General features: G+C 63.2%; 15 protein-coding genes. 9 read left to right on the forward strand and 6 right to left on the reverse strand.

The annotated features are described in order from the left end of the window. The first annotated feature begins 35 nt into the window (after positions 1–35). The 5 genes from RYZ20_RS03735 to RYZ20_RS03755 all read left to right on the forward strand — a co-directional run bounded on the left by RYZ20_RS03735 (position 36) and on the right by RYZ20_RS03755 (position 5,346). Positions 36–1,082 carry a UDP-glucuronic acid decarboxylase family protein gene (locus RYZ20_RS03735; protein ID WP_317670523.1) on the forward strand — a complete coding sequence of 349 codons (1,047 nt, stop codon included), beginning with the start codon at positions 36–38 and terminating at the stop codon, positions 1,080–1,082. 2 nt (positions 1,083–1,084) lie between these two features. Then, entirely contained in the window at positions 1,085–2,077 is a 993-nt protein-coding gene (gene galE / locus RYZ20_RS03740) for a UDP-glucose 4-epimerase GalE (protein ID WP_317671334.1), read from the forward strand. After that, complete coding sequence (locus RYZ20_RS03745) at positions 2,074–3,897, forward strand: glycosyltransferase family 2 protein (protein ID WP_317670524.1); 1,824 nt, start codon at positions 2,074–2,076, stop codon at positions 3,895–3,897. The genes galE and RYZ20_RS03745 overlap by 4 nt, the downstream gene beginning before the upstream one ends. Before the next feature lie 27 nt (positions 3,898–3,924). Further along, a complete protein-coding gene (locus RYZ20_RS03750; RefSeq protein WP_317670525.1) occupies positions 3,925–4,809 on the forward strand; it encodes a glycoside hydrolase family 26 protein in 885 nt (294 codons plus the stop codon). Between the two features lie 240 nt (positions 4,810–5,049). Then, on the forward strand, positions 5,050–5,346 hold the full coding sequence (locus tag RYZ20_RS03755; RefSeq protein WP_317670526.1) for a hypothetical protein: 297 nt from the start codon (positions 5,050–5,052) through the stop codon (positions 5,344–5,346). A 132-nt stretch (positions 5,347–5,478) separates the two neighbouring features. Here the strand turns inward: RYZ20_RS03755 and rplI are convergent, their stop codons facing one another. The 5 genes from rplI to RYZ20_RS03780 all read right to left on the reverse strand — a co-directional run bounded on the left by rplI (position 5,479) and on the right by RYZ20_RS03780 (position 9,330). Next, a complete protein-coding gene (gene rplI, locus RYZ20_RS03760; protein ID WP_317670527.1) occupies positions 5,479–6,057 on the reverse strand; it encodes a 50S ribosomal protein L9 in 579 nt (192 codons plus the stop codon). A gap of 12 nt (positions 6,058–6,069) precedes the next feature. Further along, positions 6,070–6,294 (reverse strand): 30S ribosomal protein S18, encoded by a 225-nt coding sequence (gene rpsR / locus RYZ20_RS03765; protein WP_317670528.1) that lies wholly within the window; start codon positions 6,292–6,294, stop codon positions 6,070–6,072. 20 nt (positions 6,295–6,314) lie between these two features. Then, positions 6,315–6,668 (reverse strand): 30S ribosomal protein S6, encoded by a 354-nt coding sequence (rpsF, locus tag RYZ20_RS03770; RefSeq protein ID WP_317670529.1) that lies wholly within the window; start codon positions 6,666–6,668, stop codon positions 6,315–6,317. Positions 6,669–6,825: 157 nt separating this feature from the next. Next, positions 6,826–7,746, reverse strand: a complete 921-nt coding sequence (locus RYZ20_RS03775) for a DMT family transporter (protein WP_317670530.1) — start codon at positions 7,744–7,746, stop codon at positions 6,826–6,828. 60 nt (positions 7,747–7,806) lie between these two features. Further along, the gene (locus tag RYZ20_RS03780; RefSeq protein ID WP_317670531.1) at positions 7,807–9,330 is read right to left on the reverse strand and encodes an aldehyde dehydrogenase family protein; all 1,524 of its coding nucleotides are present in this window, start codon (positions 9,328–9,330) and stop codon (positions 7,807–7,809) included. 155 nt (positions 9,331–9,485) lie between these two features. On the opposite strand from RYZ20_RS03780, the gene modA reads away from it, so the two are divergent. The 3 genes from modA to modC are packed head-to-tail and all read left to right on the forward strand — an operon-like array spanning position 9,486 to position 12,039. Continuing rightward, positions 9,486–10,232 carry a molybdate ABC transporter substrate-binding protein gene (gene modA, locus RYZ20_RS03785; RefSeq protein ID WP_317670532.1) on the forward strand — a complete coding sequence of 249 codons (747 nt, stop codon included), beginning with the start codon at positions 9,486–9,488 and terminating at the stop codon, positions 10,230–10,232. After that, positions 10,229–10,927, forward strand: a complete 699-nt coding sequence (gene modB, locus RYZ20_RS03790) for a molybdate ABC transporter permease subunit (RefSeq protein WP_317670533.1) — start codon at positions 10,229–10,231, stop codon at positions 10,925–10,927. Before modA ends, modB begins: the two co-directional genes overlap by 4 nt. Continuing rightward, complete coding sequence (modC, locus tag RYZ20_RS03795; RefSeq protein WP_317671336.1) at positions 10,924–12,039, forward strand: molybdenum ABC transporter ATP-binding protein; 1,116 nt, start codon at positions 10,924–10,926, stop codon at positions 12,037–12,039. Before modB ends, modC begins: the two co-directional genes overlap by 4 nt. Before the next feature lie 193 nt (positions 12,040–12,232). Here the strand turns inward: modC and RYZ20_RS03800 are convergent, their stop codons facing one another. Beyond that, the gene (locus tag RYZ20_RS03800; protein WP_317670534.1) at positions 12,233–12,649 is read right to left on the reverse strand and encodes an autoinducer binding domain-containing protein; all 417 of its coding nucleotides are present in this window, start codon (positions 12,647–12,649) and stop codon (positions 12,233–12,235) included. Between the two features lie 69 nt (positions 12,650–12,718). Here RYZ20_RS03800 and RYZ20_RS03805 point away from each other — a divergent pair, with 69 nt between their 5' ends. Continuing rightward, entirely contained in the window at positions 12,719–13,363 is a 645-nt protein-coding gene (locus RYZ20_RS03805; RefSeq protein WP_317670535.1) for a helix-turn-helix transcriptional regulator, read from the forward strand. The last annotated feature ends 41 nt before the right edge of the window (positions 13,364–13,404 follow it).

The raw sequence follows: 13,404 nt of genomic DNA on the forward strand, positions 1-13,404 counted from the left end.
GTTCCCAGTTTCTTGGGTGGTATTTGGGGGTAGCGATGTCTGACAAGAGCTTTTTCAAGCCGGGTTTCACAAGCGCATTCGATCACGCCGCAGCCAGACGGACCATTATCGTCGCGGGCGGCGCGGGGTTTATCGGCTCGAACCTGTGCAAACGCCTGATCGACGCGGGCGAGCGCGTCATCTGTATCGACAATCTGAGCACGGGGCGAAGCGAGAATATCGCCGGGCTGATCGCGCATCCGAATTTCGCCTTCTATCTGCACGACATAGTCAAGCCGTTCGGTATCTCGGGGCCGGTTGACCAGATCTACAATCTGGCCTGCCAGGCGTCTCCGCCGAAATACCAAAGCGATCCGATCCACACGTTCAAGACCTCGATCATCGGGGCGGTGAACCTGTTACGGGTGGCCGAGCTTAAAAGCGCGCGCATCCTGCAAAGCTCGACCTCCGAGGTCTACGGCGATCCCGAGATCAGCCCGCAGGCCGAGACCTATCGCGGGCAGGTCAACACCGTCGGCCCGCGCGCCTGCTATGACGAGGGCAAGCGCGCCACCGAAACCCTGTTCTACGAGATGCACCGCCAGCGCCAGATCGACGTGCGGATCGCGCGGATATTCAACACCTATGGCCCGCGGATGGACCCCGAAGATGGCCGCGTCGTGTCGAATTTCATCGTGCAGGCGCTGCAGGATCAGGCGCTGACGGTCTATGGCGACGGCTCGCAGACGCGCTCGTTCTGTTATGTCGAGGATATGCTCGACGGGCTGATGGCGCTGATGGAGGCCGATAGCGACCTGCCGACGATCTCGGACCCTGTGAACCTTGGCAATCCGGGCGAGTTCAACATGCTTGAGCTGGCGCAGATGGTGCGCGAGATGACAGATGCGCGCGCGGACATCGTGTTCCATCCGTTACCCAAGGACGACCCGCACCAGCGCCGCCCCGACATCGGGCGCGCGAAACGCCTGCTGGGATGGGAGCCGCATGTGCCGCTGCGCCTGGGGCTGATGGCGACGATCCCCTATTTCCGCGAGCAGATCGAACAGGGCCAGACCCTGCGCCGTGGAGGGGCCGTCGCATGACCCTGCCCGACAGGATATTGGTCACAGGTGGCGCGGGCTATATTGGCGCGCAGTGCTGCAAGGCGCTGGCCGAGGCCGGGCGCGAGCCTGTGACCTATGACAACCTCTCGCGCGGGCATCGCGATATGGTGAAATGGGGCCCGCTGGTCGAGGCCGACCTGCGCGACCGCGAGACCCTGACGCGCGCGCTGATCGCGCACCGGATCGAGGCGGTGATCCATTTCGCCGCCCTCGCCTATGTCGGAGAAAGCACAGCCTATCCACAGATCTATTACGACAACAATCTGGGCGGCATGAGCGCCCTTCTGGGGGCGATGGAAAAGGCGCATGTCGGGCAGATCGTGTTCTCGTCAAGCTGCGCGACCTATGGCACGCCCGAGCATCTGCCGATTGCCGAAACCTGCGCACAGGCGCCGATCAACCCTTATGGCCGGACGAAACTGGTCTGCGAATGGATGCTGCGCGATGCCCAAGCTGCCAAGGGTCCGCGTTTCGCCGCGCTGCGCTATTTCAACGCGGCGGGCGCTGACCCTGACGGCGTAATCGGAGAGCGCCACCTGCCCGAAACCCATCTGATCCCGCTGGCGCTGATGGCGGCCTCGGGGATGGGTCCGGCGCTCAGGGTCTTTGGCACGGACTACCCGACACCCGACGGCACCTGCATCCGCGACTATATCCATGTGCACGATCTGGCGCGCGCGCATCTTCTGGCGCTGGAGCATCTGGCCAAGGGCGGCGAGAGCGTGGCGCTGAACCTTGGCACGGGGCGCGGGGTTTCGGTGCGCGAGGTCATCGCCTCGGTCGAGCGTGTCACAGGGCGCGAGGTGCCCGTCACCTTTGAACCCCGCCGCACGGGCGATCCGGCGGAACTGACCGCCGACCCGCACCGCGCCGAAGCCGTGCTTGGGTTCTCCGCGCAGTTTCGCGACCTCGACCGGATCGTCGCCCATGCCGCCCCATGGTTCGGACACAGGATACTCACGAGTGCCGCATGACCCCCCGCCCCCATCATCCGGCCCTTGATCCGCGCCCCCTGCTGGCGCCGGTATTCAGCGGCCGGAAGGCGTGGAAATACCGCGCGATTGTGGCGCTCTGGCTGATCGCCGCGGCGTGGTTCTGGCTCTGGTGGCTGATGCCCTCGCATATCATCGGGGCGTGGAGATACTGGGGCGTCACTGCGGCGATGCTGTGGATCTGGGGGATGCAGCTTTATTTCGTGCTGGTCTTTTTGCACGCGCGCCGCTCGGCAGCGCCCGACCCCGTGGCGGGGCAGTGGCGCGTCGCGATGGTGACGACGAAAACCCCGTCCGAGCCTTTCCCCGTGGTGCGCAAGACGCTGGAGGCGATGCTGGCGCAGGACTACCCGCATGACACATGGCTGGCCGATGAAGACCCGTCCGAGGCCACGCTGGCATGGTGCGCAGCGAACGGGGTTCAGGTTTCGACGCGTAAGGGGCAGGACGCCTATCACCGCGCCGAATGGCCCCGCCGCACGCGCTGCAAAGAGGGCAACCTTGCCTATTTCTACGATACTTGGGGCTATGCGAATTACGACATCGTCAGCCAGCTTGACAGCGATCATGTGCCGCAAAAGGGCTACCTGCGCGAGATACTGCGCCCCTTCGCCGATGAGGCGGTGGGCTATGTCTCGGCGCCCTCGATCTGTTCGTCGAATGCGCGCGAAAGCTGGGCCGCGCGCACGCGCCTGTTCTCCGAGGCCGCCTTTCACGGGATCTTTCAGGCGGGCTACACAGGCGTCCTGACGCCGATGTGCATCGGCTCGCATTACGCGGTGCGCACCAGGGCGCTGCGACAGGCGGGCGGGCTTGGGCCCGAACTGGCCGAGGATCATTCGACAACGATGCTGATCTCGGCGGCGGGATGGCGGGGCGTGCATGCGATGGACGCGATTGCGATTGGCGACGGTCCTGCCACCCTGCCCGATCTGGTGACGCAAGAGTTCCAGTGGTCGCGCTCCCTGATGACGCTCTTGCTGCGCTACACGCCCGCCTATCTGGGCCGGCTGCCGCTGCGGCTGAAGCTGCTCTTTTTGCTCTGCCAAAGCTGGTATGCGTTCTTCGCGATCACGATGGCGCTGATGTATTTCGTGCCGATCCTCGCGGTCACCTTCGACATCCGTTTCGCCGATGTGACCTATCCGGCGTTTCTGGGCCATTCGCTGCCCGCCGTCGCGGTTATGGTGGCCTTCGCGCGGGAAATCCGGCGCGACGGGTTTTTCCGCCCACAAGACGCCAAGGTCATCGCCTGGGAAAAAGCACTGTTCGTGGTGCTCCAATGGCCGTGGGTGATGTGGGGCTGCCTGATGGCTCTGCGCGACCGGATCACCGGCAAATTCGTCGATTTCCGCATCACGCCGAAGGGCGAGGCCGCGTCCGTCGCGCTGCCCGCCAGGATCATGCTGCTTTACGCGGGGCTGGCGCTTGGCGCGCTTTTGCCGGTGCTGACGGTCTCGGAGGTCACGCAGGCGCGCGGGTTCTATCTGCTCTCGCTGGTGAACGCGTTTCTCTATTGCGCGCTGCTGGCCACGATCCTTCTGCGCCACCTCTGGGAGCACAGGGGCATCGCCGCGATGCGCGCGATGCAGGGGATGGTGGCGGGCTATCTGGCGGGGTTGAGCGTGATTATCGCACTCGGAGCGTGGGCAACCACACTTCGGGCCGAGGAAAGCCTGCACGCGCTGGCCGTGGGCCTGATGCCGATGCGGCTTTCGAGTGTGGAGTATGTGGTTTCGGGCGCCGGAATGGGGCGGCCGGGTGATGTGAGACTTCGTTTTTTGCCGGGTTGGCTTGAATGAAACCGGCAGTAGATAAGGGGTAATCCGATGAAACAGACTGGTAAATGGATAGCCGTCGGCGCGCTGGCCGCGCTGCTTGGGGGATCGGTCGTGAACGCGGCCCCTCCCGGAACGCTGCCCTTCGGGGTCTATGACCCGGACGGGGATTTCTCGGGCGACCGGCAGGTGGTGATCGAGCATCTGTTCCTGCCGTGGGAGGACGTCTACCTCCCCTCACTGAACGACGCTGACGCCTATGCGATGGAGCGCGAGCGCGCGCTTCTGGTGACGCTGGAGCCGTGGACGTGGTCGCGCAGCGAACGCAACACCGCGCAATATCTGCGCCGCGGGATCGAGAACGGCACCTATGACGCCAATATGAAAGCGGTTTGCGATGTGCTGGCGACGCTGAAAAGTCAGGTCACGCTGCGTTTCGCGCATGAGATGGACGACCGCTCGGGCCAGTTCATCTGGGCCGGATGGGAGCCGCGAACCTATATTAACGCCTATCGCCACATGATCGACGTCTGCCGCGCGAGCGCACCGAATATCTCGGTCATGTGGTCGCCCTTGGGCGATGGCGAGATGGCGCGCTATTATCCGGGCGACGATTATGCCGACATCATCGGGCTGACGGTGTTCGGGCTTCAGGCATGGGACCGCGCGAAATACGGCCATGACCGCAGCTTCGACGAGATCTTCGGGCCACGCTATGAACGCGCCGCCGCCTTTGGCAAGCCGATCGCCGTGGCGGAACTCGGGTTTGTCGGCGATCAGGCCTATGTCGATATGTGGAACAACGCGGTGCGTCAGGAGAAGCCGCAATACCCGAATCTGGTGGGGGTGTCCTACTTCAACCAACCCGAGGTTTACCCCTGGCCCGAGGGTTTTGGCACGCCTGACTGGCGCGTGAAGAACCAGGTGCTGAAATAATTCAGTGGGTGAGCAAAAATTCGCCACTATATATTGATCTAAAGTATAGCCCCCAAACAACTGGTAACGCGCGGAAAAGTTTTCCGCGCGTTACCTTTTGCCGATCACGCTCTCTTTTGACACAAAGAGGACATACCTAAGCTCAGATTGACCCTTAACGAGAAAATGCGCATCTCATAAGCGAAAGAGCGTTAACGGACCATAAACCAAGGTTCTGCGCCAAATGTAAGGGGTCGAGCAATGCCTGCTATTCAGCTTTTCAAACGTTTCTCGCTGGCGCTGATCGTCGGCGTTAGCCTCTCTGTCACCGGTTTCGCCGTTCAAGCGGAAACCCGAGCAGATACCAACATTCTAGTCGAAACAGCGGCAAAAAGCTATGCTGGCAAAGGCTCGGCACGCTTTGACTGGCGCAAGGGCCAGGGCGCACAGCCGCAGGTCAGCCTGAGCGTCACCAAGGTCAAAGCGCCCTTGGGCAATGGCAGCTGGATCTGCTCGCCCGCGGGCTTCGGCTCCAAGTCGAAGTGCTACAAGCGCTGACCCTTTCCTCCCCCACCGACCCAAAACGCCGCCCGCAGAAATGCAGGCGGCGTTTTGCTTTGCCGGTTTCGGCCCAAAGAAAAACCGCGCCCCGAAAGGCGCGGTTTTCCGATTGTCGCTAAGGGCGGAAGATTACTCTTCGTCCTCGTCCGAGGTCGCGCCGCCGATGTCGTCGAACAGTTCGGCGATCTCGAATTCGGCCTGAGCTTCGGCTTCGGCTGCGAGTTCCTGGATCGACTTGCCGGTCGCTTGCAGGTCTGCTTCTTCAACCGAGCGGGCAACGTTCAGAACGATGACCACATCGACTTCGGGGTGCAGGCGAACGTGCACGTCGTGCAGGCCGAGGTCTTTGATCGGCTTGGCCAGCGCAACTTGTGCGCGGTCGAGCGTGAAGCCAGCCGCGGTCGCTGCGTCGGAAGCGTCACGCGTGGTGACCGAACCATACAGAGCGCCAGCGTCGGAAGCCGAGCGGATCACGACGAACTGCTGACCGTTCAGCTTTTCGCCAAGAGCTTCGGCTTCTTTCTTGGTCTCGAGGTTACGGGCCTCAAGCTGGGCTTTCTGGGCTTCGAAGGCCTTGATGTTGGCTTCCGAGGCGCGCAGCGCCTTGCCCTGCGGCAGCAGGAAGTTGCGGCCGTAGCCGTCCTTGACGGACACGACTTCGCCCATCTGGCCAAGCTTGGCCACACGTTCCAGAAGGATAACTTGCATCGTGCTTTCTCCTTACTTCACAGCGTAGGGCAGCAGAGCGAGGAAACGGGCGCGTTTGATTGCGCGCGCGAGTTCACGCTGCTTCTTTGCCGAAACGGCGGTGATACGGGCCGGGACGATCTTGCCGCGCTCAGAGATGTAGCGCTGCAGAAGACGGGTGTCTTTGTAGTCGATGCTCGGCGCGTTCTCGCCCGAGAACGGGCAGACCTTGCGGCGGCGGAAAAACGGTTTTGCCATGGTTTTATCCCTTTCTCGGATCAACGACGCTCACGGCGCGGTTCGCGCTCGTCGCGTTTCTGCATCTGGACCGACGGGCCCTCTTCGTGAGCGTCGACCTTGATGGTCAGAACGCGCATCACGTCGTCATGCAGACCGGCAAGGCGCTCCATTTCCTGCACCGCAGCCGAGGGGGCGTCGGTTTTCAGGAAGGCATAGTGGCCTTTACGGTTTTTGTTGATCTTGTAGGCCATGGTTTTCACGCCCCAGTACTCGTGCTCAACGACTTTGCCGCCGTTGTCTGCGAGAATGGTCGAGAAATGTTCGATAAGGCCTTCAGCCTGCGCGTTGGACAGGTCCTGACGCGCAATGAGGACATGCTCGTAAAGCGGCATGTAAGCTCCTGTTTTTCAAGGCGGCTTCAACGGTGGGGCCAAACTTCCGCGGCCCACCACGAGAGGCATCGCCGGTTCACGTGAATGCGGAAGATGCGGCCTTATAGAGGATGCGCCCCGTGATGCAAGGGAAAAGCGCCACAATTCTCTTTGTTTTTCAGGCCGTGCGGCTGGCGCGTGAGGCGATGAGAATGCCCCCCAGAATGGCCGCAAAACCGACCGCGTGATAGGCCTCCAGCGCCTCGCCCAGAAACAGCGTGGACAGCACCGCGCCATAGACCGGCAATAGGTGGATAAACAGCCCCGCCCGCGCAGGTCCCGCAATCGCCACGCCCCGCATATATAGCAGATAGGCCAGCACCGAGGGCACGATCCCCACATAGACCAGCGCGCCAAAGGATGCGGGCGACCAGACCGGCACGCGCCCCGAGGCGACCTCCCACAGCAGGAAGGGCAGCAACAGCACCAGCGTCACCGCGATCTGCGCCGTCAGAAAACCGATCCGGTTCAGCGCCACGGGGAAAAACCGCAGCCACATCGTATAGATCGCCCAGCAGACCATCGCCGCAAAGATAATCAGGTCACCTTGCGAGACCTCCAGCGCCACAAGCCGCGCCCATTCGCCATGCAAGATCACCACCGCCACTCCGAAGGTCGAGACCGCAAGCCCGATCCCCTGCATCGCCCCAAGAGACTGATGCCAGAACAGCGCCCCAAGCACCAGAATAAGCACCGGAATCGTCGAGTTCAGCAGCATCCCGTTGGTCGCGGCGGTATATTGCAGCCCCAGATAAACCAGCGAGTTGAAGGCCAGAACCCCCGGCACGGATATAAGCGCAACCCGCTTCCAATGCGCACGATACAGCGGCCAGTCGCGCCGGATCGGGCCAATCGCAAAGGGCAATAGGCACAGGAACGCGATCAGCCAGCGCCCGTAAGACAGCGCAACCGGCGGCACCTCGCCCCGCGCGGCGCGCGCAACGATGAAATTGCCCGCCCAGAACAGAGGCGGCAGCGCCAGCGTCAGCACTCCCAAAAGCCCAAGTTTCATCGGCTGTTCTGCCCGAGATTGCGTCATGCGACCCTCATCATTCTTGTGTCAGACGGTATCCCCCATTCCCCGTGAGGGAACAAGGCATTACCGCCCCAAAAGCCGCGCCATCAACCGGATGCGCCGCCGCTTCATCCCGCGATAGGGCGGCATAAAGCCCGACAGCGGTGCGAAACTGTTACGCAGCACGGGCTTTTCATGACTGAACGCGCGAAACCCCCATTCGCCATGCGCCGCCCCCATGCCGGAATTGCCGATCCCGCCGAACGGCAGGTTGAGATGCATGTAATGCGCCAGCGTCACATTCACCCCCACCGCGCCAGAACTGGTCTTGCGGGTGATCTCTTCAATGAAACCCTTATCCTTTTCAAAGATATAGAGCGCCAAAGGCTTGGGGCCGGTATTGATCGCCGCGATCACCGCGCCGGCATCCTCGAAGGGCAGAACCGGCAGGACGGGGCCGAAAATCTCTTCGCGCATCAGAGCCGCGTCGCGCCGGACTCCTGTCAGCACGGTCGGCGCGATAAAGCGGGTCGCGGCATCCCGCGCGCCGCCCTCGACCACCGTCGCGCCCCCTGCCTCGGCGGCGGAAATCATCGCATCAAGGCGCCGGAAATGCCGCTCGCTGACGATGCGCGCGTAATCGCGTCCGCTGGCCTGCGCCTCGGGGGAGCGGCCATACATCTTGCGGATGGCGGTTTTGAGATGGGTCAGAAACGCCTCCATCTGCGCTGAGGCGACGTAGATATGATCAGGGGCGATACAGGTCTGCCCCGCGTTCGAGAATTTGCCCCACGCGACCGCCTGCGCCGCCGCCTTCAGGTCTGCCCCCGGCCCGATGATGACCGGCGACTTGCCCCCAAGTTCAAGCGTCACCGGCGTCAGATGCCGCGCGGCCTGCGCCATCACCTTGCGCCCCACCTCGGGCGAGCCGGTGAAGAACAGATGGTCGAACGGCAGATCCAGCAGCGCCTGCGCCACATCGACCGCGCCTTCGGCCACCCAGACGAAATCGGGCGCGAAGGTCTCGGTGATGATTTTCGCCACCAGGGCCGAGGTCGCGGGCGCAAGCTCCGACGGCTTCAGGATCGCCGCATTCCCCGCCGCCAGCGCCGAACTCAACGGCCCCATCAACAGGCCGAACGGATAGTTCCACGGCGCGATAATCAGAACGGTCCCCTTCGGCTCGGAGACAATCTTCGCCCGCGTCCCGAAGGTCAGCAGCGTCGAGGTCGCCCGACGGGGTCGCATCCAGCGCTTAAGATATTTCAACGTATGGGAAATTTCGGCCTGAACCGGCAGGATTTCCGTCAGCCGGACCTCCGCCTCGGGCTTGCCCAGATCGGCGGCAAGCGCGGCGATGATCTGCGGCTCATAGCGCCGGATCGCGGCCGACAGACGCCTCAGCGCGGTGCGCCGGTGGGTATAGTCCAGCCCCGCGCGGCGGTCGACCTCGCCCTCGCGCATCGCCAGAAAGCGCGCGCGAATATCGGCCTGCGTGCCCCCCCTGACCGGCTCAGGCCGCGGGGTCGGCGCAGGGACCAGCCCCTCCGGCGCCCCCGCCATCATCCCCGCAATTGCCTCTTCAATCGGATCCTGCTCGTCACTCATTGCCGCCTCATACTCTTCCTGCGCAGCCCCGAGTTTTGCGGCGCACGCGGCATTTGGCAAGCACTCCGCTGCGTCGCGTTGTGTCGGATCGGAAATAACGGTTGCATGGCGAGATGAAACGAACGATATTCCCCGACAGACATAACGGATGCCCCATGCGCCTTTTGCCCCTTCTGCTTTCACTCGCCCTGCCGGTTTCTGCCAGCGCCGAAACGATCACCGTTTTCGCCGCTGCCTCGCTGAAAACCGCGCTGGATCGGGTCGCGCGCGAATACGAGCTGAAAACCGGGGATCGCGTCGCGGTGTCTTATGCCGGTTCGGGAGCCTTGGCGCGGCAGATCCTGCAAGGCGCGCCCGCCGATATTTTCATTTCCGCCAACACCGACTGGATGGATGCGGTCGCGGCAAGCGGCTGGATCGCAACAGGGTCGCGCCATGATCTGCTGGGTAACACGCTGGTTCTGGTCGCGCACCCCCCGCTGCCTGCGACCAAGATCACCCCCGCGACCGACCTCGTCGCGCTGGCCAATGGCGGGCGGATCGCGACGGGGCTGGTCGAGGCGGTTCCCGTTGGTCAATATGCCAAGATCGCTCTGCAATCCCTTGATCTTTGGGAAAAAACAGCGCCTTACCTTGCGCAAACAGACAATGCCCGCACCGCACTCGCACTGGTCGCGGCCGGAGAGGCTCCGCTGGGGGTCGTCTATGCGACAGATGCCCGCGCCGAGCCTCGCGTGCATGTGATCGCGACCTTCCCCGAAGGCGCACACCCGCCGATCACCTACCCGGCGGCTCTGGCGCAGGGCGCGCCCCATGCGGCGGGGTTCTTCGATGCCCTCTCCAGCCCCGGGGCGGCGGCCATTTTCGCCGCCGAAGGCTTTGCCGTGAAGGGCGCGCCATGAGCAGCTGGCTCCCCCCCGAAGCGTGGGAGGCCGTCGCGCTGTCGCTGCGCGTCTCGCTCGTCGCGGTGGCGCTGAGCCTGCCGCTTGGCATTTTCACCGCCTATGCGCTGGCGCGGTGGAACTTTGCGGGCAAGCAGATCGTCAACGGGCTGGTGCATCTGCCGCTGATCCTGCCGCCGGTGGTGACGGGCTATCTGCTGCTGCTGACCTTCGGGCGGATGGGGTGGCTGGGCGCGCCGCTGTCCTCGCTTGGCATCACCTTGGCGTTTCGCTGGACGGGGGCGGCGCTGGCGGCGGGGGTCATGGCGTTCCCGCTGATGGTGCGTGCGATCCGTCTTGCGATCGAGGCGGTCGATCCGGGGCTGGAAGAGGCCGCCGCGACCCTTGGCGCCTCGCGCAGCCGGATTTTCGCCACCATCACCCTGCCCCTTATCCTGCCCGGCATCGTGGCGGGCGCGGTGATTGCCTTCGCCAAGGCGATGGGCGAATTCGGCGCGACGATTACGTTTGTTTCGAACATCCCCGGCCAGACGCAGACCCTGCCTTCGGCAATCTACAGCTTTTTACAGGTGCCAGGCGGCGAAGGCACCGTGACGCGGCTGGTGCTGGTCGCGGTGGGTATCGCGATGGCGGCGCTGGTTGCCTCGGAGTGGCTGGCGCGGCGAGTGGCGGCGCGGATCAGGGGGGAGCGCTGATGCTTGAGGTTTCCCTGCGCCACCGGTTCGAGGGCTTCGATCTTGATCTCGGTTTTGCCGCGCCTGCGGGGCTGACCGCGCTCTTTGGACGATCGGGCGCGGGCAAGACCACGATCACCCATTCGGTCGCGGGGTTAATGCGGCCCGACGCAGGGCGGATTGTGCTGAATGGCGAGGTTCTGCTGGATACCAAGTCGGGCATCTGCCTGCCGCCGCAGCGCCGCCGGATCGGCTATGTATTTCAGGATGCGCGGCTGTTTCCGCACCTGAGCGTGAAGCAAAATTTGCTTTATGGGCAAAAGCTTGCGCCGCAAAGCGAAAGTGCGCCAAGCCTTGAACGGATCACCGGCCTTCTGGGCATCGGGCATCTGCTGCCCCGCCGCCCCGCGCGGCTTTCCGGCGGAGAGGTCGCGCGTGTCGCGCTTGGCCGCGCGCTGCTGTCGAACCCGCGCGCGCTGGTGATGGACGAACCACTCGCAGCACTTGACCCTGCCCGCAAAGCCGAGATCCTGCCCTATATCGAGGGGCTGCGCGACGAGATGAAGCTGCCGATCCTTTACGTCAGCCACGCTCCGGCCGAGCTTGCACGACTGGCCACGACGCTTGTCTTGATCGAGGCAGGCCGCGTGCGCGCCTGCGGTCCGGCAGCCGAGGTTCTGGCCGCCCCCGAAACCGCCCCCGTTCTTGGCCCGCGCGAGGCAGGCGCGATCCTGTCGGGGCGCGTGGCCGGGCCGGAGCCGGACGGGCTGACCCGCATCGACACGGCGGGCGGGCCAATTTTCACCGAGCAGCACGGACTGCGCCTTGGCGCCACCGTTTCGCTGCGCATCCACGCGCAGGACGTCACCCTCGCCCGCACCCGCCCCGAGGGGCTGTCGGCGCTGAACATGCTTGCGGCGACGGTTTCAAAAATCGCACCGATCAGCGAGACCAGCGCCTATGTCCAGCTTACGCTCGGGGGCGAGCAGCTGCTGAGCAAGGTGACGCGCCGCTCGGTCGATGCACTGGGGCTGCACGAGGGGCTGCCCGTCACCGCCGTTGTGAAATCGGTTTCGCTGGCGGCAGAAGATGTCGGACCGGGCGCGGGAAAGCTCAGCCGCCAAAGCGGTTAACGTGGCGTCATCCGAGGATTCGCGAAACGCCCTGACATTACCCCAGGTCAATTCAACCCTAGCGGGCACCTCAAACACCCCAGACTGACGCCTGCTGCCTGGTTTCATCGCGCCGCCGGAACCGTTGGCGCATGACAGGACAGCCAGCCAGACCTTTCGGAAGAATGCTAAAACCCGTTTTATTCCAGAACCTTCAGGCCGTAACTTCGTGCATTTTTTCAGTCAGATGCAGCAAATGCGCGGCCTCTTCGGGCGAGAACGGCCCTGACGAGCGTGAAAACCCTGAAATTGAGCGGGAACTTGCCGGTCCGACCGAGCAGGTCAGCCCGTTTTCAATGCCGTGACGCGCCGCGCCTGAGAAGACACCAGCAGGATCCGGCAGATCCTTCCAATAGACGACGCCCGAGTTCTGCATCCCCCAGATCACCACAGGATCTTGAATCATAAGACCTTTTTCCGAATACTCGGCCAGCCAGTCCTCGCTGTAGGTGCGGATCATCGTGGTCGGCCGCGTGAACCGGATATGCAGGGCGAAGGCATAGCCCGTGTCGCACAGAGCATCCAACTCGGCACACAGCGCATCGACCTCACCGATATTTTCCGTTTTCATATCGCGTATTCAACCTTAAGATGGGTGGATCAGTCCGTCTTTCCCTGTCCTTTGAGTGCACTTTAGAATTTGACGCAACACCTTCGCAATAGATTTGAGCCGATAAAAACGCTCGACGATCTCCGGGAGGAGTTCGCAAGCCTTGCCACCGCAGGGTTCTATGTTGCGCTTCGCGTCGGTTATGCCTTCCCGGAGGAGGACCTTAACGAGCTGAAACCCGAGTGGATCGAAGCCTATACCGAGCGCGGCCTGGTGGTGTTCGATCCGGTGATGCGCTGGCTTTACGGCAATGTCGGCGTCACCCGCTGGAGCGAGATAACCCTGCCCGACCCGGCCAATGTCTTGCGTCTTGCGCGCGCGATGGGGCTGCGGTTCGGGGCGACGGCCTCGTTCATGCGGCAGGGCGATGCGGGGCTGCGCAGCTATGCAACCGTGTTTCGCGACGATCGGGAATTGACCGAGGGCGAGCTTGCACAGCTCTTCGATCTGGTCCGCAGGGCGCATTGCCATAAAGACGACGAACCCAAGCTGACCCCTGCCGAAATCGAGGCAATCACCTATCAGGCGCAGGGGCTGCGTATCAAACAGATCGCGGGCGAGTTGGGCATATCGCACTCGGCGGTCAAGGCGCGGCTTTCCGGCGCGAAACGAAAACTGGGCGCCAAAACCCCGTCCGAGCTTCTGCGGATTGCAACCCAGAAGCGACTTATTTAGGTTTTATCAACCTAAAATGGTGATTCATTAACCATTCCGTG

Source organism: Pseudothioclava alba, assembly GCF_033100795.1.
Lineage (GTDB): Bacteria > Pseudomonadota > Alphaproteobacteria > Rhodobacterales > Rhodobacteraceae > Pseudothioclava.

Excerpts from the sequence above, each read along its gene's own strand:
- RYZ20_RS03735 (WP_317670523.1), top strand. The coding sequence starts at position 36 with ATGTCTGACAAGAGCTTTTTCAAGCCGGGTTTCACAAGCGCATTCGAT.
- RYZ20_RS03745 (WP_317670524.1), top strand. The coding sequence starts at position 2,074 with ATGACCCCCCGCCCCCATCATCCGGCCCTTGATCCGCGCCCCCTGCTG.
- RYZ20_RS03750 (WP_317670525.1), top strand. The coding sequence starts at position 3,925 with ATGAAACAGACTGGTAAATGGATAGCCGTCGGCGCGCTGGCCGCGCTG.
- RYZ20_RS03755 (WP_317670526.1), top strand. The coding sequence starts at position 5,050 with ATGCCTGCTATTCAGCTTTTCAAACGTTTCTCGCTGGCGCTGATCGTC.
- rplI (WP_317670527.1), bottom strand. The coding sequence starts at position 6,057 with ATGCAAGTTATCCTTCTGGAACGTGTGGCCAAGCTTGGCCAGATGGGC.
- rpsR (WP_317670528.1), bottom strand. The coding sequence starts at position 6,294 with ATGGCAAAACCGTTTTTCCGCCGCCGCAAGGTCTGCCCGTTCTCGGGC.
- rpsF (WP_317670529.1), bottom strand. The coding sequence starts at position 6,668 with ATGCCGCTTTACGAGCATGTCCTCATTGCGCGTCAGGACCTGTCCAAC.
- RYZ20_RS03775 (WP_317670530.1), bottom strand. The coding sequence starts at position 7,746 with ATGACGCAATCTCGGGCAGAACAGCCGATGAAACTTGGGCTTTTGGGA.
- RYZ20_RS03780 (WP_317670531.1), bottom strand. The coding sequence starts at position 9,330 with ATGAGTGACGAGCAGGATCCGATTGAAGAGGCAATTGCGGGGATGATG.
- modA (WP_317670532.1), top strand. The coding sequence starts at position 9,486 with ATGCGCCTTTTGCCCCTTCTGCTTTCACTCGCCCTGCCGGTTTCTGCC.
- modB (WP_317670533.1), top strand. The coding sequence starts at position 10,229 with ATGAGCAGCTGGCTCCCCCCCGAAGCGTGGGAGGCCGTCGCGCTGTCG.
- RYZ20_RS03800 (WP_317670534.1), bottom strand. The coding sequence starts at position 12,649 with ATGAAAACGGAAAATATCGGTGAGGTCGATGCGCTGTGTGCCGAGTTG.